The sequence below is a fragment of the Streptomyces sparsogenes genome (assembly GCF_001704635.1).
Lineage (GTDB): Bacteria > Actinomycetota > Actinomycetes > Streptomycetales > Streptomycetaceae > Streptomyces > Streptomyces sparsogenes.
In genome coordinates this window covers 26,603-46,245 of sequence record NZ_MAXF01000012.1, presented here as the reverse complement: position 1 = coordinate 46,245, position 19,643 = coordinate 26,603, and the positions used below count along the sequence as shown (strand labels likewise).

The 19,643-nt window shown below is 74.0% G+C and carries 17 protein-coding genes and 1 rRNA gene; 15 read left to right on the top strand and 3 right to left on the bottom strand.

Annotation, left to right across the window (positions count from 1 at the left end; genetic code table 11):
• Positions 1–134 precede the first annotated feature (134 nt).
• Together rrf and BBH68_RS42700 are read left to right on the top strand one after the other, a co-directional pair.
• Positions 135–251, top strand: a 5S ribosomal RNA gene (rrf, locus tag BBH68_RS00980).
• A gap of 1,383 nt (positions 252–1,634) precedes the next feature.
• Positions 1,635–2,486, top strand: coding sequence for a tetratricopeptide repeat protein (locus tag BBH68_RS42700; protein ID WP_211301823.1), 852 nt, complete (start codon positions 1,635–1,637; stop codon positions 2,484–2,486).
• Between the two features lie 98 nt (positions 2,487–2,584).
• Here BBH68_RS42700 and BBH68_RS00965 read toward each other — a convergent pair whose 3' ends face one another.
• Positions 2,585–3,883 (bottom strand): DUF1015 domain-containing protein, encoded by a 1,299-nt coding sequence (locus BBH68_RS00965; RefSeq protein WP_065958203.1) that lies wholly within the window; start codon positions 3,881–3,883, stop codon positions 2,585–2,587.
• A gap of 78 nt (positions 3,884–3,961) precedes the next feature.
• Here BBH68_RS00965 and BBH68_RS00960 point away from each other — a divergent pair, with 78 nt between their 5' ends.
• The gene (locus BBH68_RS00960) at positions 3,962–5,017 is read left to right on the top strand and encodes an HAD-IIA family hydrolase (RefSeq protein ID WP_065958200.1); all 1,056 of its coding nucleotides are present in this window, start codon (positions 3,962–3,964) and stop codon (positions 5,015–5,017) included.
• 73 nt (positions 5,018–5,090) lie between these two features.
• Here BBH68_RS00960 and BBH68_RS00955 read toward each other — a convergent pair whose 3' ends face one another.
• Positions 5,091–6,017, bottom strand: coding sequence for a LysR family transcriptional regulator (locus tag BBH68_RS00955; protein ID WP_065958199.1), 927 nt, complete (start codon positions 6,015–6,017; stop codon positions 5,091–5,093).
• 94 nt (positions 6,018–6,111) lie between these two features.
• Here BBH68_RS00955 and BBH68_RS00950 point away from each other — a divergent pair, with 94 nt between their 5' ends.
• The 6 genes from BBH68_RS00950 to BBH68_RS00925 all read left to right on the top strand — a co-directional run bounded on the left by BBH68_RS00950 (position 6,112) and on the right by BBH68_RS00925 (position 12,408).
• Entirely contained in the window at positions 6,112–7,221 is a 1,110-nt protein-coding gene (locus BBH68_RS00950) for an epoxide hydrolase family protein (protein ID WP_245737840.1), read from the top strand.
• 58 nt (positions 7,222–7,279) lie between these two features.
• Positions 7,280–8,170 carry a fumarylacetoacetate hydrolase family protein gene (locus BBH68_RS00945; protein ID WP_065958196.1) on the top strand — a complete coding sequence of 297 codons (891 nt, stop codon included), beginning with the start codon at positions 7,280–7,282 and terminating at the stop codon, positions 8,168–8,170.
• A gap of 90 nt (positions 8,171–8,260) precedes the next feature.
• A complete protein-coding gene (locus BBH68_RS00940; protein WP_425428751.1) occupies positions 8,261–9,097 on the top strand; it encodes an SCO6745 family protein in 837 nt (278 codons plus the stop codon).
• Between the two features lie 100 nt (positions 9,098–9,197).
• On the top strand, positions 9,198–10,250 hold the full coding sequence (locus tag BBH68_RS00935) for a FecCD family ABC transporter permease (protein WP_065958215.1): 1,053 nt from the start codon (positions 9,198–9,200) through the stop codon (positions 10,248–10,250).
• 38 nt (positions 10,251–10,288) lie between these two features.
• Entirely contained in the window at positions 10,289–11,332 is a 1,044-nt protein-coding gene (locus BBH68_RS00930; protein ID WP_425428749.1) for a FecCD family ABC transporter permease, read from the top strand.
• 137 nt (positions 11,333–11,469) lie between these two features.
• Positions 11,470–12,408, top strand: a complete 939-nt coding sequence (locus BBH68_RS00925; RefSeq protein ID WP_065958212.1) for an ABC transporter ATP-binding protein — start codon at positions 11,470–11,472, stop codon at positions 12,406–12,408.
• On the opposite strand, the gene BBH68_RS00920 is transcribed toward BBH68_RS00925, so the two are convergent.
• Positions 12,356–12,703 carry a sterol-binding protein gene (locus BBH68_RS00920; protein ID WP_065958194.1) on the bottom strand — a complete coding sequence of 116 codons (348 nt, stop codon included), beginning with the start codon at positions 12,701–12,703 and terminating at the stop codon, positions 12,356–12,358. The genes BBH68_RS00925 and BBH68_RS00920 overlap by 53 nt on opposite strands.
• Positions 12,704–12,768: 65 nt before the next feature.
• Between BBH68_RS00920 and BBH68_RS00915 the strand changes: the two genes are divergently transcribed.
• The 6 genes from BBH68_RS00915 to BBH68_RS00890 all read left to right on the top strand — a co-directional run bounded on the left by BBH68_RS00915 (position 12,769) and on the right by BBH68_RS00890 (position 19,609).
• Positions 12,769–13,065 (top strand): hypothetical protein, encoded by a 297-nt coding sequence (locus BBH68_RS00915; protein ID WP_245737839.1) that lies wholly within the window; start codon positions 12,769–12,771, stop codon positions 13,063–13,065.
• A 69-nt stretch (positions 13,066–13,134) separates the two neighbouring features.
• Entirely contained in the window at positions 13,135–14,001 is an 867-nt protein-coding gene (locus tag BBH68_RS00910) for a TlyA family RNA methyltransferase (RefSeq protein WP_065958191.1), read from the top strand.
• Positions 13,998–14,927, top strand: a complete 930-nt coding sequence (locus BBH68_RS00905; protein WP_245737838.1) for an NAD kinase — start codon at positions 13,998–14,000, stop codon at positions 14,925–14,927. The genes BBH68_RS00910 and BBH68_RS00905 overlap by 4 nt, the downstream gene beginning before the upstream one ends.
• Before the next feature lie 141 nt (positions 14,928–15,068).
• Positions 15,069–16,820 carry a DNA repair protein RecN gene (gene recN, locus BBH68_RS00900; RefSeq protein WP_065958189.1) on the top strand — a complete coding sequence of 584 codons (1,752 nt, stop codon included), beginning with the start codon at positions 15,069–15,071 and terminating at the stop codon, positions 16,818–16,820.
• Between the two features lie 272 nt (positions 16,821–17,092).
• Positions 17,093–18,232, top strand: coding sequence for a glycosyltransferase family 4 protein (locus tag BBH68_RS00895; RefSeq protein WP_079150720.1), 1,140 nt, complete (start codon positions 17,093–17,095; stop codon positions 18,230–18,232).
• Between the two features lie 165 nt (positions 18,233–18,397).
• The gene (locus BBH68_RS00890) at positions 18,398–19,609 is read left to right on the top strand and encodes a glycoside hydrolase family 64 protein (protein WP_065958188.1); all 1,212 of its coding nucleotides are present in this window, start codon (positions 18,398–18,400) and stop codon (positions 19,607–19,609) included.
• Positions 19,610–19,643: the final 34 nt, after the last annotated feature.

Below are 19,643 nucleotides of genomic sequence, written 5' to 3'. Positions count from 1 at the left end.
GTCCTCAGTTGCTCGCGTCCACTGCGTGGTTCCCGGGTTGCGAACAGTCGCACCGGTTGAGCCGCACTTAACTGAACAGTGTGCTTGTTCGCTGCCCTGTCCAATCCCCGCATTCGCGGGATGGGCAATAGGGTTTCGGTGGTCATTGCGTTAGGGAAACGCCCGGTTACATTCCGAACCCGGAAGCTAAGCCTTTCAGCGCCGATGGTACTGCAGGGGGGACCCTGTGGGAGAGTAGGACGCCGCCGAACAATCTTTGAGGACCCCTGGTCCCAGCGTTCATGCTGGGACCAGGGGTCCTTTTGTTTTTGCTGTAACGCGTTGGCACGTCCGATGCGCGAGAATGGCCGCAGTACCTCAAGACAGGAGTCACGTCGATGTCCACCAACTCCCCCGACGATCGTCCGGATCGGGAGCCGCGGCGCCGGGACGGCGGTGACCGGCGCGACTTCCGCGAGTCCGGGCCGCGACGTGATGGCGATCGTGGCGGGTTCCGTCGCGGACGCGACGAGCGCCCCTACCGCCCCCGGCGGGATGACGACCGCGGTGGCTTCCGCCGCGACGACAACCGCGACCGGGACCGGGACCGGGACCGTGGGGACCGTGGCGGCTTCCGCCGCGATGAGGACCGCGGTGGCTTCCGGCGTGACGACCGTCGCGACGACCGTCGCGACGACCGGCCGCGTGGTCCTCGCCGTGACGACGACCGCGGCGGACGGCCCGGCGGGTACGGACGCCGTGACGACCGGGGCGGCCGTCCAGGTGGCGGGTTCGACCGTCGTGACGACCGGCGGGACGAGCGCCGCGACGACCGGCCCTCGTACCGCCGTGACGACGACCGTGGCGGCTTCCGCCGCGACGACCGGCGCGACGAGCGCCGTGATGAGCGGCCGCGCGGGCCGCGCCGCGACGACCGCGAGGGAGGGTTCCGCCAGGGCGGATTCCGTCGGGACCGTGACGACCGGCCGGGGTTCCGCCGTGACGATGACCGTGGCGGCTTCCGGCGCGACGACGATCGCGGTGGCTTCCGGCGTGACGACCGCCGCGAGGACCGTCGTGATTACCGCAGGGATGACCAGCGCGGCGACCGGCGGGACGAGCGCCGCGACGACCGGCCCTCGTACCGCCGTGACGACGACCGTGGCGGCTTCCGCCGCGACGACCGGCGCGACGAGCGCCGTGATGAGCGGCCGCGCGGGCCGCGCCGCGACGACCGCGACCGTGGTGGGCGCGCCGGCGGCGGGTACGAGCGCCGTGACGATCGGCCCTCCTTCCGCCGTGACGACGACCGTGGCGGCTTCCGCCGCGACGACCGGCGTGATGAGCGCCGTGACGACCGCCGTGACGACCGGCCGCGCGCGCCGCGCCGGGACGACCGCGAAGGCGGTTTCCGCGGGCGGGACGACCGTGGACCGCGTCGGCCGTACGGGGGCCAGGGCCGGGGCCGCGACGAGGGTTCCGGTGGCGGTTACAAGCGCCGGGACGACCGGTCCGGCGGCTATGGGCGCCGGGACGACCGGTCCGGCGGCTACGGGCGCCGGGACGACCGCGGCCGCGACCGGGACCGTGACCGTGAGCCGGTCAAGCGGCTGCCGATCCCCGAGGACGTGACCGGGGACGAGATCGACAAGAGCGTGCGGCAGGAGCTCATGAGCCTGCCCAAGACGCTCGCCGACGACGTGGCGAAGAACCTCGTGATGGTCGCCAAGCTGCTGGACGACGAGCCCGAGCGGGCGTACGAGTACTCGCGCGTGGCGCTGCGGCTCGCCTCCCGCGTGGCGGCCGTGCGCGAGGCCGCGGGCTTCGCCTCGTACGCCGTCGCGAAGTACGCGGAGGCGCTGGCGGAGTTCCGCGCGGCGCGGCGGATGACCGGCACCGCCGACCTGTGGCCCGTGATGGCCGACTGCGAGCGCGGCATGGGTCGCCCGGAGCGGGCTCTGGCGATGGCCGGCGAGCCCGAGGTGCAGAAGCTGGACCGGGCCGGGCAGGTCGAGATGCGGCTGGTCGCGGCGGGCGCCCGGCGCGACATGGGACAGGCCGACGCCGCCGTGGTGACGCTGCAGAGCCCTGAGCTGGCCTCCCAGTCCGTACAGCCGTGGACCGCGCGGCTGCGCTACGCGTACGCCGACGCGCTGCTGGCCGTCGGCCGTGAGGACGAGGCCCGGGAGTGGTTCGCCAAGGCGCTGGAGGCGGACCAGGGCGGGACCACGGACGCGTCCGACCGGCTCGCGGAGCTGGACGGCGTGGAGTTCGTGGACGCGCTCGCCCCGGAGGAGCCGGAGGAACTCGCTGAGCCCGAGGAACTCGCGGCGTCGGAGAAGGCCACGGAGCCCGAGGAGGCACCGGTCGAGGACAAGGCCGAGGACGAGGCCGGTGACAAGGTCGGGGACGAGCCCGAGGACGACGCCGAGCCTGCCGCCGAGACTGCGGAGGGCACCGAGGCCACCGAGCCCGACCGTCCGGAGCGCGAGGCCGACGGCGGCTGACCCCGGCCGAAGAAGAGCCGAGGGCCGAGAGAGCTGAGTGAGGGCGGAACCCAAGGGTTCCGCCCTCACCGCGTTCCGCCCCCCCGCGTTTTATGTCGTCAGCCGAGCGCGAGGCTCCGCAGGACCAGGCCCGAGGCGGGCTTCGGCCCGAAGGAGGTGGACTTGTGCGGCATGGGGATCCCCTGGCGGGCCAGGTCGTGGACGACCCCTTCCCGCACCGGGTGCATCAGCACCGCCGTGCCGCCGTGCCGCTCCGCCTGCTCCACGGCCGCCGCCGCGTCATGGAGGTAGCCGATGTGGCCGGGGGTGTCCGGGACCTGCCAGATGTGCCGGAGCAGCAGGGCGTGCAGGACCGTCGCGTCGAGGGTGCGCCAGGCCTCCGGCCGGTCGGTGGGGACCGTACGCGCCAGGAGCGCGGGGTCGGGGCGGTCCAGGAGGTGGAAGCCGCCGTCCCCGGCGAGCAGGAAGGCGTTGCCGGCCCCCGGCTCGTCGGCGGCCTTCGCGAGGGTGGCCAGGGCCTGGGGGAGCGGGCCGTCGACCGCCCGTACGCGGAAGGCGGAGCCCTCCGGGGCGCCCAGGGCGGCCAGCGCGTCGGCGGGCGACAACTGGTGGAGCAGCCGGTGGATGGCCCTGACCCGCAGCGGATAGCGGGCGGTGTCGACGAGCAGGACCAGCCCGAAGTCCCAGGGGCCGGGCTCCGTCCGCTCCTCGCGCAGCCGCAGGTAGGTGGCCCAGCGGTGGTGGCCGTCGGCGATGAGGGCCTGCCGGTGGCGCAGGTCGGCGGCGATCTCGGCGAGGTCGGCCGGGTCGGTCACCCGCCACAGGTGGTGGCTGAAGCCGTCCTCGGTGGTCGTGGACAGCAACGGGCGGAGCCGGGCGGTGCGTTCGACGACGGAGGCGGCGCCGGTGACCGAGCCGTCGCTGCGGTAGGCGAGCAGCAGCGGCTCCAGGTTGGCGTCGGTGGCGCGCATCAGGGCGGCGCGGTCGTCCACGACGTGCGGCATGACCTCCTCGTGCGGGAGGACCACGCCCTCCTCGCGCGGGCTCAGCCGCAGGGCGCCGATGATCCCCCGTTGCAGCAGGTGGCCGTCGCGCTGCTCGTAGACGTAGAGCGCGGGCTCGGGGTCGGGGGCGAGTATCCCGTCGGCCTGCCAGCGGCGCAGGGTCTCGGCGGCCTGCCGGTGGCGGTCGGCGGGGGTGCCGGCCTGGGGGAGGATGAGGCGGACGATGTTGTACGGGTCCGCCGTCTCGAGCGCGCGCAGCCCGTCGGGCCGCACCACGACGTCGTAGGGCGGGGAGGTGACGGCGGCCAGGCTGCCGACCCGCTCCGCGACGTAGCGCAATCCCCGGAACGGGGCGAGCTGAAGACCTTGCCCGACAGGCCCTGGAATGCTCATCAGTGAATGCTATGCCGTCCGGCGTGATAGGCGATGATCGGGGGGCAGACGCACATACATGCGAGGAGCGTGTCCCCCATGAATCCCCCCGTCACCCAGAACGCCCGGACCCGGCCCGCGGCCAGTGAGCGGCCGCTGAGCGAGGCGTACGACACCGCCCTGCTGGACCTCGACGGGGTGGTCTACGCGGGGGGCGAGGCGATCGAGCACGCCGTGGAGTCGCTGGGCGCCGCGCGGGACGGCGGGATGCGGCTGGCGTACGTGACGAACAACGCGCTGCGGACGCCGGAGGCGGTGGCGGAGCATCTGACCCGGCTCGGGGTGCCGGCCGGGCCCGAGGACGTGATCACCTCGGCGCAGGCGGTGGCCCGGCTGATCGCCGAGCAGCTCCCGGCCGGGGCCCGGGTGCTGGTGATCGGCGGCGAGGGGCTGCGGGTGGCGCTGCGCGAGCGGGGTCTGGTGCCGGTGGAGTCGGCGGACGACGACCCGGCGGCGGTGGTCCAGGGGTACGGCGGGCCGGAGCTGCCCTGGGAGCGGCTGGCGGAGGCCGGGTACGCGGTGGCGCGCGGCCTGCCGTGGTTCGCCTCCAACGCGGACCTCACGATTCCGAGCGGCCGGGGCATCGCGCCGGGCAATGGCGCGGCGGTGGAGGTCGTACGGATCGTCACGGGCCGCTCCCCGCAGGTCGCGGGGAAGCCGCTGCCCCCGATGCACCGGGAGACGATCCTGCGGACCGGCGCGCGCCGGCCGCTGGTGGTGGGGGACCGGCTGGACACCGACATCGAGGGCGCGTACGCGGGCGGCGTCGACTCGCTGCTGGTCCTGACCGGGGTGACCTCCCCGGCGGGGCTGCTGGCCGCCGAGCCCCGGCACCGGCCGAGCTATGTGGACCGCGACCTGAGGGGCCTGCTGGCGCCCCAGCCCGAGGTGGAGCCCGCGGGGTCGGGGGCGGACGGCGGCTTCCGCTGTGGCGGCTGGCTGGCCCGGGTGCGCCAGGGCGCGCTGGTGCTGGAGGGGGAGGGCGACGACCCGATCGACGGGCTGCGGGCGCTGTGCGCGGCGGCGTGGGACGAGGCCGGGTCCGGGGCGTGTGCGGCGGACGCGGAGAAGGCGCTGGCGCGGCTGGGGCTGTGAAGCCCTGCCCCGTCCCTCGCACCCCTCTCGCAGGCCCGCCTCTCCTCTATGCCCCGGGCGGAGCCGCCGCTGATCATGTCGTGCGGATCGGTCCTGCACGGTGGGTTCCGGTCAGCAGAGCTTCGGCATGCTTACGGAAAGCGGTGACCAGACGGCTGCGGTCGTCGGTGCGCGTGGCGAGTACGACCTGGCTCGGTTCGACCCCGTGCAACGGGACGGTGGTGAGGCTGGGATGCAGGCCGGTCGCGTGGTCGAGGGGCGGCCCGATGGCCACGGCCTGCCCGGCGGCGATGAGTTCGTGTTTGTCCTCAAGGGCTTCGACCAGGGGGCCATCGGGCGCGGGCCGCCCGTCGGGCCGGGGATCGAGCCGCCAGTAGGCGTTCAGCAACGGGTCGGACTGGCGTACGTGGGGGATCGGCTCGTCGGCGATGTCGTCGAGGGTGACCGACTCCTTGCCGGCCAGACGGTGGTCCCGGGGCACGACCAGCACGCGCGGTTCGTCGTAGAGGACGGTGACGCGCAGCCGGTCGGTGGGGAACGGCAGGCGCGTCACCACCGCGTCGACGCGGTGCTCCAGCAGCGCGCCGCGCGAGTCGTTCCAGGCGAGCAGGCGGGTGTGGACCTCGGCGTCGGGGGTGCGGTCCCGCAGGGCCCGCACGGCCGCGGTGATGACCAGTCCCTTGGTGTAGCCGATGGTGATGCTGCCGGGTCGGGCCGCGGCCCGGGTGCGGGCCATCGCCTCGACCGCGGCGCGCAGCAGCCCCTGGGCCTGGGGCAGGAAAACCTCGCCGGCCTCGCTGAGCCGGGTGCCGCGCGTGGTGCGGTCGAGCAGGCGGACGCCCACCTGCTGTTCGAGGCGGCGGATCTGCCGGCTCAGCGACGGCTGGGTGGTGTGCAGCGCCTCGGCGGCACGGCCGAAGTGCTGGTGCTCGGCGACCACCGTGAAGCACTGCACCAGCCGGAGGTCGAGGTCCACGGGTGCGGGGAAGCGTTCGGACACCACCCCACCCTAGCTGGTCTTATACGCAGACTGTATTACGTGTATCGGAACAATCATTGGACTGCGCGCTCGTCGCGGCCGCACCGTGGTGACCATGACACCGGACAGCGTGACACCGTTTCGTATCGACATTCCGGACACCGCCCTGGAGGATCTGAAGGACCGGCTCCACCGGGTACGCCTGGCCGGCCGGGAGACAGCGCCGGACAGCAGCCAGGGGGTGCAGCGGGAGCGCCTTGAGGAGCTGCTGGAGTACTGGGCCACCGGGTACGACTGGCGCGATCTGGAGCGGCGGCTCACTGAGCTGGGCCAGTTCCGCACGACCATCGACGGTCTCGGCCTCCACTTCATGCACGTCCGCTCACCCCGCCCCGATGCCACCCCCCTGTTGCTGCTGCACGGATGGCCGGGCTCGTTCCTGGAGTTCCTCAAGACCGTCGGCCCGCTCACCGAGCACGGCTTCCACCTCGTCGTCCCCTCGATGCCCGGCTACGGCTTCTCCGACCAACCCGCCTCGACCGGCTGGGACCCGGACCGGATCGCCCGCACCTACGGCGTGCTCATGCGGCGCCTCGGCTATGACTCCTACCTGGCCCAGGGAGGCGACTGGGGCGGTGTCGTCGCGACCCGCATGGGGGCGCAGCGCCTGACGGGCCTGCGTGCGATCCACGTCAACTTCCCCGAGTTCCTCGCCGCACCACCGGTCGGCGACGACCCGACCCCTGAGGAGAAGGCCGCACTCGAACAGGGCAGCCTCTTCTTCGCCGTCCATTCCGGATACCACGTCGTGCAGCGCACCCGGCCGCAGACCATCGGCTACGCCCTGACCGACTCCCCGGCCGGGCAGGCCGCCTGGATCTACGAGAAGTTCCTCGACTGGGCCCGGCCCGACGCCCTCACCCCCGACGAGATCCTCGACCACATCTCCCTGTACTGGTTCACCGGCACCGCTGCCTCCTCCGCCCGCCTGTACTGGGAGTACGCCCGGCAGCCGCTCGCTCCGACCGAGCTGGACCTTCCCGTCGGGGTCAGCGTCTTCCCGGACGAACTGACGCGTACCCCGCGCATCTGGGCCGAGCGCGCTTATCACGACCTGCGCTACTTCAACGACGACATCCCCGCGGGCGGCCACTTCGCCGCCCTGGAGCAGCCTGAGCTGTTCGTCGAGGAGATCGTCAAGTTCGCGCGGACGGTGGCCGCATGAAGACGGTCGGCTTCGCGCTGACGTACCTCAGCCGTTTCCCCCGGGAGGTGCTTGCCCGATGAAGTGGGTCAGCTACCGCTCCGCCGACGGCTCCACGCGCTGCGGCGTGGTGCACGACAACAAGATCCACGCCGTGGGCACGGGCCTGTTGGAGCTGCTGCGCGCCGAAGGCGGGCTGGAGGCCGCCGCAACCAGGGAACCGACTGAGATCGTCGAGCTGGCCACGGCCGACCTGCTGGCGCCGATACCGGTGCCCCCGGCGGTCCGGGACTTCGCCGCGTTCGAACGTCACATCAGCAACGCGGGTAAGGCAGCCGTTGGCGACGGCACGGTCAGCCCGGTCTGGTACGAGTATCCGCTCTTCTTCTTCTCCAACCCGGCGGCGATCAAGGGACCGCACGACGAGGTCCCCATCGCCCCGGGCGCCCAGTTGTGGGACTACGAGGTCGAGGTCGCCGCGGTGATCGCCGGGGACTGCTCGAACCTCGACGCCGCCACGGCGGAGAATCACATCGCCGGCTACCTGGTCTACTGCGACTGGAGCGCACGCGATATCTCCGCGAGCGAGATGGGGTTCGTGTACGGCCCCTCCAAGAGCAAAGACGCCTCGACCAGCCTCGGCCCGTTCCTCGTCACCCCCGACGAACTGGAGCCCTACCGCTCGGGCAAGGGCTATGCGTTGCGGATGGACGGGTACGTCAACGACGAGCATTACGGCGGCGGCAGCTGGGACGAGATCCACTGGTCGTTCGGCGAGATGCTGGCGCACGCGTCGCGCGGCACCACGCTGCGAGCCGGTGACATCATCGCCAGCGGCCCCGTGGGCACCGGCTGCATCCAGGAGTTGTCCGGCCACCGCCCCTACCTGGCACCGGGAGACACGGTCCGGATCGAAGTGCGGGTACTCGGCGCGATCTCCGCACGGATCACCGCGCCAGAGCCGTCCTGACCTACCGGACGCACCTAAGACGATCTTGATCCTTCCACTTGCCTGGAGACCACCGCGATGCATCTCGCCGGCACCTTCGCTCGCGCTGACATGGACCTGAATGCCGTCCGCGAGGTCAGCCTCACCATCAACGCGACCCACCTGTTCGTCTACTTCATCCCCGAGGCACCGGAAGAGGCCGCCAAGCTGGGCGTGACCGAGTACGCACCGGCGTACTTCGCGTTCCGGTCAGCCCCGATGGGCGCGGTCCCGTGGCAGGTCACACTCGCGGCCTTCTACAACTTCAGCCCGCGGTCGGTGCAGGCCATGGCAGGCGTGTGGGACACAGCGACGCCAGAGGAGTGGCAGGCCGCTCGCTTCGCGGCCGTCGACCGTGCGTTGCAGCGCGTCGGCGTGAGCCTCACCGCCGATCAGATCGCCGAGGCACGATCGCTGATCGACCCGGTCGTCGCGAGCGCCGACTACGCCGGGAAGACGATGGCTGCCGCCAACGCCTCCATCCCCCTCCCAGCCGATCCGCTCGTCGCGCTATGGCAGCAGATCACGGTGGTGCGCGAGTGGCGCGGCGACGCGCATGTCACCGTGCTCGCCGCCAACGACCTCGGGCCGTGTGACTGCAACGTTCTGCAAACCGCGACAGGTCACTTCCCGGAAGCGATCGCGCGTGCCACCCGACTGTGGGACGACGAGGAGGTGGCCGCGGCAACGACACGCCTCGTCGCACGCGGCTGGCTCAACGCCGACGGCACCGCTACCGATGCCGGCATCGCGGCGCGCGAGCAGATCGAGGTCGAGACCGACGAGCACTGCGCTGCGCTGTGGAGGCCGATCGGCGACGCCGACGTCCGTCGCCTCACCTCGCTCATCATGCCGATCCACGACGCGTTCACCGCGGCCAGGACATACCCCTTCCGCGTGGAGATGTAGGAGACCCGGAGCCGCGACGGCCCCTCCCCAGGCGCGGCAAAGTAGGTTAGGTTAACCTAACCTGAGTTGTGATCGGCCCTGCTGCGAGGTGGAGTTCCGCGTGACCCTGGTCAGCCCGGTGAGAGCCGGGACCGAGACAGCGACCGCACCACCGCCCGGGCGGCGCGCCGCGCGCCGCGCTGCCGGGCTCGCGGCCTCCCTGGGGGTCCTGCTGGTGGTCGCGGCCGCCAGCGTGGCGATCGGCGCCAAGCCGATCACGCTGGGCGAGGTGTGGCACGGGCTGGCCCACTACAGCGGCAGCGACACCGATGTGGTGGTCCGGGACGTGCGGGTGCCGCGTACCGTGCTCGGGCTGCTGGTGGGTGCCGCGCTCGGGCTCGCGGGAGCGGTGATCCAGGCGCTCACCCGCAATCCGCTCGCCGACCCGGGGCTGCTCGGCCTGAACGCGGGCGCGTCCGCCGCCGTCGTCTCCGCCATCAGCTTTCTCGGCGTCACCTCCCTGACCGGCTATGTGTGGTTCGCCTTCCTGGGCACCGCCGTCGCGTCCGTGCTCGTCTACGCGCTCGGCGGCAGCCGGGGGGCCACGCCGGTGCGGCTGGCGCTCGCCGGAACGGCCGTGTACGCCGCGCTCTACGGCTATGTCAACGCCGTTGAGCTGCTGGACACGGCCGCCCTGGACAAGATGCGCTTCTGGACGGTCGGTTCGCTCGCCTCCGCGAACATGACGGTCGTCAAGCAGGTCGCCCCGTTCCTCGTCGTGGGCGCGGTGCTCGCCCTGGCGCTCGGCCGGTCGCTGAACGCCGTGGCGCTCGGGGACGACACGGCGCGCGCCCTGGGCACCCGGCTGGGCCGCACCCGGCTGCTCGCCATGGCCGCCGTCACCCTGCTGTGCGGGGCCGCGACCGCCGCCTGCGGGCCGATCGCCTTCGTCGGCCTGATGGTGCCGCATGTCGTACGGGCGCTCACCGGGCCCGATCTGCGCTGGACCCTGCCGTACGCCGCGGTGCTCTCGCCGGTGCTGCTGCTGGCGGCCGATGTGATCGGCCGGGTGGTGTCCCGGCCCTCGGAGCTTCAGGCCGGCGTGGTCACCACGCTCATCGGCGGACCCGTCTTCATCTACCTCGTCCGGCGCCGGAGGATGGCCCAGCTGTGAACGCGAGCGTGCACGAGAGCAAGAGCGGTACGGCGCCCCTGGCCCCGGTGCGGGGGGCCACCCTGCGGACCCGCGGCGGGCTGTCGCTCCGGGTGGACGTCCGGGCGGCGCTGGTGGGGCTGGCGCTGGCCGTCGTGGCGCTGGGCATGAGCGTGGTGCTGATCGGCACCGGCGACTTCTCGATGGCGCCCGGCGACGTCGTACGCACCCTCTTCGGGGGCGGCACCACGATCCAGGACTACATCGTCAACGAGCTGCGGCTGCCGCGCGTCCTGGTCGGGCTGCTCGTGGGTGCCTCCCTCGGCCTGGCGGGAGCGCTCTTCCAGAGCGTGTCCCGCAACCCGCTGGGCAGCCCGGACGTGGTCGGCTTCGGGCAGGGGTCGGCGGCCGGGGCGCTCACGGTCATCGTGCTGTTCCAGGGCGGCCCGAACGAGGTCGCGGCCGGGGCCGTGGCGGGCGGGCTGCTGACCGGGCTCGGCGTCTACGCGCTGGCCTGGCGGAAGGGCGTGCACGGCTACCGGCTGGTGCTCGTGGGCATCGGCGCGTCCGCGATGCTGAGCGCCGTCAACGGCTATCTGCTGACCAAGGCCGACCTGGTGGACGCCTCGCGCGCCATGGTGTGGCTGACCGGTTCGCTGGGCGGGCGGGACTGGGGGCAGGTGGTGCCCCTGGCCTGCGTGTGCGCGGTGGTGCTGCCGCTGGTGCTCGGCCACGCCAGGGAGCTGCGGATGCTGGAGATGGGCGACGACAGCGCGTACGCCCTGGGGGTGCGGGTCGAGCGGACCCGGCTGGTGATGGTCCTGGGCGCCGTCGTGCTGACCGCGGCCGCCACGTCCGCCGCCGGGCCCGTCGCCTTCGTCGCGCTGGTCGCGCCGCAGCTGGCCCGCAGGCTCACCCGCGCCACCGGGCCGAACCTGCTGCCCGCCGCCCTGATGGGCGCGGCCCTGCTGATCACCGCCGACTGGGCCGCGCAGCGGCTCTTCGGGGCGGACCAGCTCCCGGTGGGCGTGGTGACCGGCGTGCTGGGCGGCTGCTACCTGCTGGGCCTGCTGCTCACCGAGCGCCGGGCGGGGCGCATATGACGAGGCACCCAAGGGACGGCAGAAACGGCAGGAACGGCGGGGACGGCGAGGACGGCAAGAACGGCATGGGCGACACAGAGGGCACAGGGGGCACCGTGGGCACGGAAGGTACGGACGGTACGGACGGTACGGACGGCATGCGCAAGGACACCCGACAGCGGCTCACCGCCGAAGGACTCACCCTCGCCTACGACCGGCGCACCGTGGCCGAAGACCTGTCCGTGGCCATCCCCGACCACTCCTTCACCGTGATCGTCGGGCCCAACGCCTGCGGCAAGTCCACGCTGCTGCGCGCCCTGTCCCGGATGCTCAGGCCGGCCACCGGCTCGGTGCTGCTCGACGGGCAGGCGATCGGCTCGCTGCCCGCCAAGAAGGTCGCCCGCACCCTCGGGCTGCTGCCGCAGTCCTCGATCGCGCCGGACGGGATCACCGTCGCGGACCTGGTGGCACGCGGCCGCTATCCGCACCAGGGGCTGCTGCGGCAGTGGTCGGAGACGGACGAGCGGATCGTCGGCGAGTCGATGGCGGCGACCGGCGTCGCCGAGCTGGCGGACCGCTATGTCGACGAACTGTCCGGCGGCCAGCGGCAGCGGGTGTGGATCGCCATGGCCATCGCCCAGCAGACCCCGCTGCTGCTCCTCGACGAGCCGACGACCTACCTGGACATCCAGCACCAGATCGACGTCCTCGACCTGTGCGCCCAGCTCCACGAGGAGCAGGGCCGCACCCTCGTCGCCGTCCTCCACGACCTCAACCACGCCGCCCGCTACGCCACCCACCTGATCGCGATGCGCGGCGGGGAGGTGGTCGCCGAGGGCCCGCCCGGCGAGGTGGTGACCGCCGAGCTGGTGGAGCGGGTCTTCGGGCTGCGCTGCCAGGTCATCGACGACCCCGAGACCGGCACCCCGCTGGTGGTGCCCGCCGCCCGGAGGTCCCGTACGGCGGGGGCCGGGACCGGCACCGGGACCGGCACCGGGACTGGGGCCGTGGCCGGGGGAGCGGCCGCGAGGGCGATGGCCGGGGCTACAGCAGCTTCCGCAGCCGCAGCAGATCGCGGAACCCGGCCTCCAGCTTGACCCGGCCGCTGCCCCAGGCGCGCGCGAAGTGCAGCTCGCCGCCGACCAGGGCCACCAGGTCGTCGCCGGACATCGTCAGCCGGATCTCGGCGCGCTCGGAGGGCAGGCCCGGCACGGCCGTCACGTCCTCTATGCGGCCGTCGGTGAGACGTCCGAGGAAGGTGACGTCGAGGTCGGTGATACGGCAGCTCACCGAGCGGTCGAGCGCGGCGGCGCTGCGGAGGTCCCCGTCCGCGCCCGCCAGGTTCTCCGCCAGCTTCTCGAGTGCGCTGCGGCACTCCTCCATGGTCGCCATCGCGACAGACGGTACCCCAGGTCCCGTACGTCGGAGGATGAGCGATTCACGGTAGCGTCGGGACCATGAGTGAGCCGATGGAGGGCGCGCGGCCCGAGCCGGCGCCGGAGCCCGTGCCGGGGCCGTCCGCCGACGCCGAGGCGGCGCGCCCGGCGGATCCCGCGCCGCTCGGGGTCACCCGCACACCCACCGGGGTCGCCGACATCGACGCCTGGCTGGACCGGCTGGCCGACGCCGACCACCTCGCCGCGAGCGGCCATCTGGAGGTGTACGAGGATGTCCACCGGGGTCTGCGCGACGCGCTGACCGCCCTGGACCGCCGGCCCGGCCCGCCGGCCCCCGCACCGCCCGCCGCCCCCTGAGCGGCCGCCCCACCGGCCGCCGCACCAGATGACCCGCAGCAGACGACAGGAGCTGAACCACCCGTGGCAGTGACCCGCCCACGACGCGTACGACTCGACGCGGAGCTGGTGCGCCGCAAGCTGGCCCGCTCGCGCGAGCACGCGAGCCAGCTGATCGCCGCGGGCCGGGTGACCGTCGCCGGGCGGACCGCGACCAAACCCGCCACCCAGGTGGAGACCAGCGTGGCGCTCGTGGTCAGCAAGGACGACAGCGACCCGGACTACGTGTCGCGCGGCGGCCACAAGCTCGCGGGCGCGCTGCTCGCCTTCAGCGAGGAGTACCGCGAAAGGACCGGCGCGCCCGCCCCCGGGGACGGCTCGGGAGGCGGCGGCCTGAAGGTCGCCGGCCGGCGCGCCCTGGACGCCGGGGCGTCCACCGGGGGCTTCACCGATGTGCTGCTGCGCGCCGGCGCCGCCCATGTCGTCGCCGTCGACGTCGGATACGGACAACTCGCGTGGTCCCTGCAGAGCGATGAACGGGTCACCGTCAAGGACCGTACGAACGTACGTGAATTGACGCTCGAGCAGATCGGCGGTGACCCCGTGGACCTGGTCGTCGGTGACCTGTCCTTCATCCCGCTGGGGCTGGTGCTGCCCGCCCTGGTGCGCTGCGCCGCGCCCGGCGCCGACCTGGTGCTGATGGTCAAGCCCCAGTTCGAGGTCGGCAAGGAGCGGCTGGGCAGCGGCGGGGTGGTGCGCAGCGCCCGGCTGCGCGCCGAGACCGTCCGTACGGTCGCTGAGCAGGCGGCGGGGCTGGGGCTGGGCGTCCTGGGGGTCACCGCGAGCCCGTTGCCCGGCCCGTCGGGCAACGTCGAGTACTTTCTGTGGATGCGCGCCGGGGCGCCGGCACTCGACCCGGCCGATGTCGACCGTGCAGTGGCGGAGGGGCCCAGTTGACCACTTCAGGAGCTTCACAAGCAGCTTCGGCAGCAGCCGAGCGCACCGTGTTCCTGCTCGCGCACACCGGCCGCCCCGCGGCCATCCGCAGCGCCGAGCTCGTCGTCCAGGGCCTGCTGCGCTGCGGCATCGGGGTGCGGGTGCTGGCCGAGGAGGCCGCGGACCTGCCGCTGCCGGCCGAGGTCGAGCTGGTCGAGGCCGGTCCGGACGTGCTGGACGGCTGCGAGCTGCTGGTGGTCCTCGGCGGCGACGGCACGCTGCTGCGCGGAGCGGAGTTCTCACGTATCTCCGGGGTGCCGATGCTCGGGGTCAACCTGGGCCGGGTCGGCTTCCTCGCCGAGGCCGAGCGGGACGACCTCGACAAGGTCGTGGACCGGGTCGTGACCCGGTCCTACGAGGTCGAGGAGCGGATGACCCTCGATGTGCTGGTCCGCACCGACGGGCAGATCGTGCACACCGACTGGGCGCTGAACGAGGCGTCGGTCGAGAAGGCCGCGCGCGAGCGCCTGCTGGAGGTCGTCACCGAGGTCGACGGCCGCCCCGTCTCCCGCTTCGGCGGCGACGGCGTGGTCTGCGCGACCCCCACCGGCTCGACCGCCTACGCCTTCTCGGCCGGCGGCCCGGTGGTGTGGCCCGAGGTCGAGGCGCTGCTGATGGTCCCCATCAGCGCGCACGCCCTCTTCGCCAAGCCCTTGGTCACCTCGCCGCGCTCGGTGCTCGCCGTCGAAGTGCAGCCGCAGACCCCGCACGGGGTGCTGTGGTGCGACGGGCGGCGCACCGTCGAACTGCCCGCGGGCGCGCGGGTCGAGGTGCGGCGGGGCGCGGTGCCGGTGCGGCTGGCCCGGCTGCACCACGCGTCCTTCACCGACCGGCTGGTGGCGAAGTTCGCCCTCCCGGTCGCCGGCTGGCGCGGCGCGCCGCACTAGACGGCACGGGGGCACGGCGTCACGTACGGGCACGGCGTCACGTACGGGCAACGGCGTCACCTACGGGCAACGGCGTCACGTACCGGGCACAAGGCGTCCCGAAGGAGGGAGCCCCGTCGCATCGGGCCCGCGAAACCTCGTATGGTCGTGGGCGTGCTGGAGGAGATGCGGATACGTGCCCTGGGCGTCATCGATGACGCCGTCGTCGAACTGTCACCCGGTTTCACCGCGGTGACCGGTGAGACCGGCGCGGGCAAGACCATGGTCGTCACCAGCCTCGGCCTGCTGCTGGGCGGGCGGGCCGACGCCGCCCTGGTGCGGATCGGGGCGAAGGCGGCGGTCGTCGAGGGCCGGATCACGGTGGACGGGCGGTCGTCGGCCGCCGTCCGGGCCGAGGAGGCGGGCGCCGAACTGGACGACGGCGCGCTGCTGATCAGCCGCACGATCTCCGCCGAGGGCCGCTCGCGCGCCCATGTGGGCGGCCGCTCGGTGCCCGTGGGACTGCTGGCCGAGCTGGCGGACGACCTGGTGGCCGTGCACGGCCAGACCGACCAGCAGGGCCTGCTGCGCCCGGCCCGGCAGCGCCAGGCGCTCGACCGGTACGCGGGGGACGCGGTCGCGGGGCCGCTGGAGAAGTACGCGGCCGCCTACCGGCGGCTGCGCGCGGTCAGCGCCGAGCTGGACGAGCTGACCACCCGGGCGCGGGAGCGGGCGCAGGAGGCGGATCTGCTGCGCTTCGGCCTCGAGGAGATCGCCGCGGCCGAGCCGCTGCCGGGAGAGGACGCCGAGCTGGCCGCGGAGGCGGAGCGCCTCGGCCACGCCGAGGCCCTGGCCTCCGCCGCCACCGCCGCGCACACCGCCCTGGCCGGGCACCCGGAGGACCCCGAGGGGGTGGACGCGGGGGCCCTGGTCGCGGGCGCGCACCGGGCGCTGGAGGGCGTCCGCTCCCACGACCCGGCGCTCGCCGCGCTCGCCGACCGGATCGCCGAGGTCGGCATCCTGCTGTCCGATGTGGCCGGGGAGCTGGCGGGCTACGCGGACGACCTGGACGCCGACCCGCTGCGGCTGGCGGCCGTCGAGGAGCGCCGGGCCGCGCTGTCCCACCTGACCCGGAAGTACGGCCAGGACATCGCCGACGTGCTGGCCTGGGCCGAGCGGAGCGCCGCCCGGCTGGCCGAGCTGGACGGCGACGACGACCGCATCGGCGAGCTGACCGCCGAGCGCGACGCGCTCCGCGCCGAACTGGGCGAACTCGCGCAGACGCTCACCGACGCCCGTACGGAGGCGGCGGCGCGCTTCGCCGACGCGGTGACCGCGGAGCTGGCGTCCCTCGCGATGCCGCACGCCCGGGTCAGCTTCGCGATCAGCCAGACCGAGGCCGCCGAGGAGTCGGCGGGCATCGAGGTGGGCGGCCGCGCGGTGCAGTTCGGGCCGCACGGGGCCGACGAGGTCGAGCTGCTCCTCGCCCCCCACCCGGGCGCCCCGCCCCGCCCGATCGCCAAGGGCGCCTCGGGCGGTGAGCTGTCCCGGGTGATGCTCGCGGTGGAGGTGGTCTTCGCGGGTGCCGACCCCGTGCCGACCTATCTGTTCGACGAGGTCGACCAGGGCGTCGGCGGCAAGGCGGCGGTCGAGGTCGGTCGGCGCCTGGCCAAGCTGGCCCGGACCGCGCAGGTCGTGGTCGTCACCCATCTGCCCCAGGTCGCGGCCTTCGCCGACCGGCACCTGGTGGTGGAGAAGACCAACGACGGGGCGGTCACGCGCAGCGGTGTGAAGGCGATGGAGGGCGAGGACCGCGTGCGGGAGCTGTCGCGCATGCTCGCGGGCCAGGAGGACTCGGAGCTGGCGCGGGCCCACGCGGAGGAGCTTCTGGCCACCGCCCGCGCGGGCCGCTGACCGCGCGCCCCGGGGCGCCGCCCCGGGGCCACCAGCGGCGCCCCGGGGCCACCAGCGGCGCCCCGGGGCCACCAGCGGCGCCCCGGGGCCGCCGGCGCCGCCCCCCCCGTACGGGTGAACTCCTGGACGTACGGGCGAGCCAACGGCGGGGGTGCGGCGGGGCCGTGGCGCCGGGGGCGGCCCGCGGGCTGGCATCCTGGGCGGAGCGCACCCGCACCGCCGCGCGCCCACGCCCCACGCCCGATCGCCGTCCCCTCAGGAGCCCGTCCCGCGTGAGCAGCACCGTGAGCAGCACCCCGGCCCCGCCGCACGGGAATCCGCACGGGCAGCCGCCCCTGCACCTCCTCCAGGTGCTCGGCGGCGGCAGCTCCGGCAGCGGCGTGCACGTCCGGTCGCTGACGGCCGGGTTGGTGGCGCGCGGGCTGCGGGTGACCGTGTGCGGTCCGCGGCGGGCGGAGCGGGAGTACGGGTTCACGGAGGCGGGCGCGCGGTTCGAGGGGCTGGACGCCCGTACGGACGCGGGGGCCGTCGCGGCGCTGCGGGCGGCCGGGGCGGACGCGGGGCTGGTGCACGCGCACGGCCTGCGGCCCGGGCTGCTGGCCGCGCTGGCGCTGCGCGGCCGGGGCGTGCCGCTGCTCGTCACCTGGCACACCAAGCCGTATGCCGAGGGCGCGCGGGCGCGTGCCGTGGGCCTCATGGAGCGCAGGGTGGCGCGCCGGGCCGCGATCGTGCTCGGCGCGTCGTCGGACCTGGTGGACCGGGCCCGGGCGCGGGGGGCGCGCGATGCCCGGCTCGCGCCGGTCGCGGTGCCCGCGCCGGGCCGTACGCCCCCCAGGGAGGACGGGTGGCGGCAGAAGGCGCGGGCCGAACTCGGCTCTGTGGAGCGGCCGTTGCTGCTGGCGGTGGGCCGACTGGTGACGGACCGGGGCTTTTGGCCGCTGCTGGACGCGGCCCGGGTGTGGCGGGCGCTGGACCCCCAGCCGCTGCTGGTGATCGCGGGGGAGGGGGCGGGCCGGGCGGCGCTGCAGCGCCGGATCGACGCCGAGGAACTGCCGGTGCGGCTGCTGGGCCGCCGGGAGGATGTGCCCGCGCTGCTGGCGGCCGCCGATGTCGCGGTGCTCTCCAGCCGGTGGGAGGCGCGGTCGCTGCTGGCCCAGGAGGCGCTGCACGCGGGCGTGCCGCTGGTGGCCACGGCGGTCGGCGGGGTGCCGGAGCTGGTGGGGGAGGCGGCGGAGCTGGTGCCGTACGGGGAGCCGGAGGCCCTGGCGGGCGCGGTGATCCGGCTGCTGGGGGACCCGGTGCGCCGGGCGGAGCTGGCGGCGGCGGGGCGGGCGCGGACGGCGGGCTGGCCCACGGAGGACGACACGGTCGCCCATGTCCTCAGCGTCTACGACGAGTTGGCACCCGAGTGACAGGTTCGCGATTGGTTCAGACCTGAGTCGGCGAAGTGCTTGACGCCCGGGGTGGGTGATGGGCAGGGTGCTGCGCAAGGAGCGAGAGAGCGCTCTCACGGCGATCTCTCCCGCTGCCCCCCACCCTGTCCCGGCACACCCCCACGACGCCGAGGAGCACATGTCATGAGCACGATGAGCAGTGGAACGTTCAGCCGCAGGAGGCTGCTCGGCGGGCTCGCCGCCGCCGCTGCCGCCGGTTCCGGCCTCACCCTCGCGGGCGGCCGCGCCGGCGCGGCCGACCTCGCCGCCGGCCGTCCCCACGCGCCGGAGCGCGCCGCCACGCTGCCGCTCACGGTCGTCAACCGCACGGGCCAGTTCGGCAACGCGTCGATATGGGTCTATATCGTCGGCAACGAGGGCGGCCGGCAGGTCCGGGTCACCCCGGACGGCAAGGTCGCCCCCATCGCGCTGTCCGACAACGGATCCGACGGCTGGACCGACTACGCCATCCCGCTCGCCGCGAGCGGGGACACCCGGCTGACCCTGCCCCCGATGTCCGGCCGGATCTATGTCGCGCTCGGCTCCAAGCTCAAGTTCAAGGCGGTCACCGACGGCGCGGGCAACCCGGCCCTGCAGTACCCGGCGGGCTGGGTGGCGAGCGACCCCAACTACCGCGTGCTGCACGACTGCGCGGAGTTCACCTTCAACTCCGCCGGGATGTTCTGCAACACCACCATGGTCGACATGTTCAGCGTCCCGATGTCCATCCGCCTCACCGGGGCGAAGGACCAGACCACCGGCACGCTCAGGAACGGCGCCCGCGCCAAGGTCTTCGCCGACCTCTCCGCCGTCGAGGCCTTCGCGCCCCTGGTGGTCGGCGACGGCCTGCGGGTCATCGCCCCCGGACACGGCCTGGACGCGGGGCTGTTCGCCAAGGACTACCTCGCCGGCTACATCGACCAGGTGTGGGCCGCCTACGCCGCGAAGGACCTCAGGGTCACCACCAACGCGGGCACCTTCACCGGCCGGGTGAGCGGCGGGAGGCTGTCCTTCACCGGCCCCGCCTCCGTGTCCTTCGCCAAGCCCTCCACCCGGGACGTGCTCTTCTGCGACGGCGCGCTGGCCGCCCCCAACGACGGCACCACGGGCCCGGTCGCGGCCGTCCTCGGCGCGGGTTTCAACCGCACCACCCTGCACAGCACGGCCGCCCAGCCGACCACCGACCCGGCCGCCTTCTACACCTCACCGGTCACCAACCACTACGCCAAGGCCATGCACGCGGCGGCCGCCGACGGCAAGGCGTACGGCTTCGCCTTCGACGACGTCGCCGACTTCGCCTCGTACATCCAGGACACCGCCCCGACGGCCGCCACGCTCACCCTGACCCCCTTCTGAGGCCTTCCGAGGCGGAAACCCCCCGGTCGGGTGA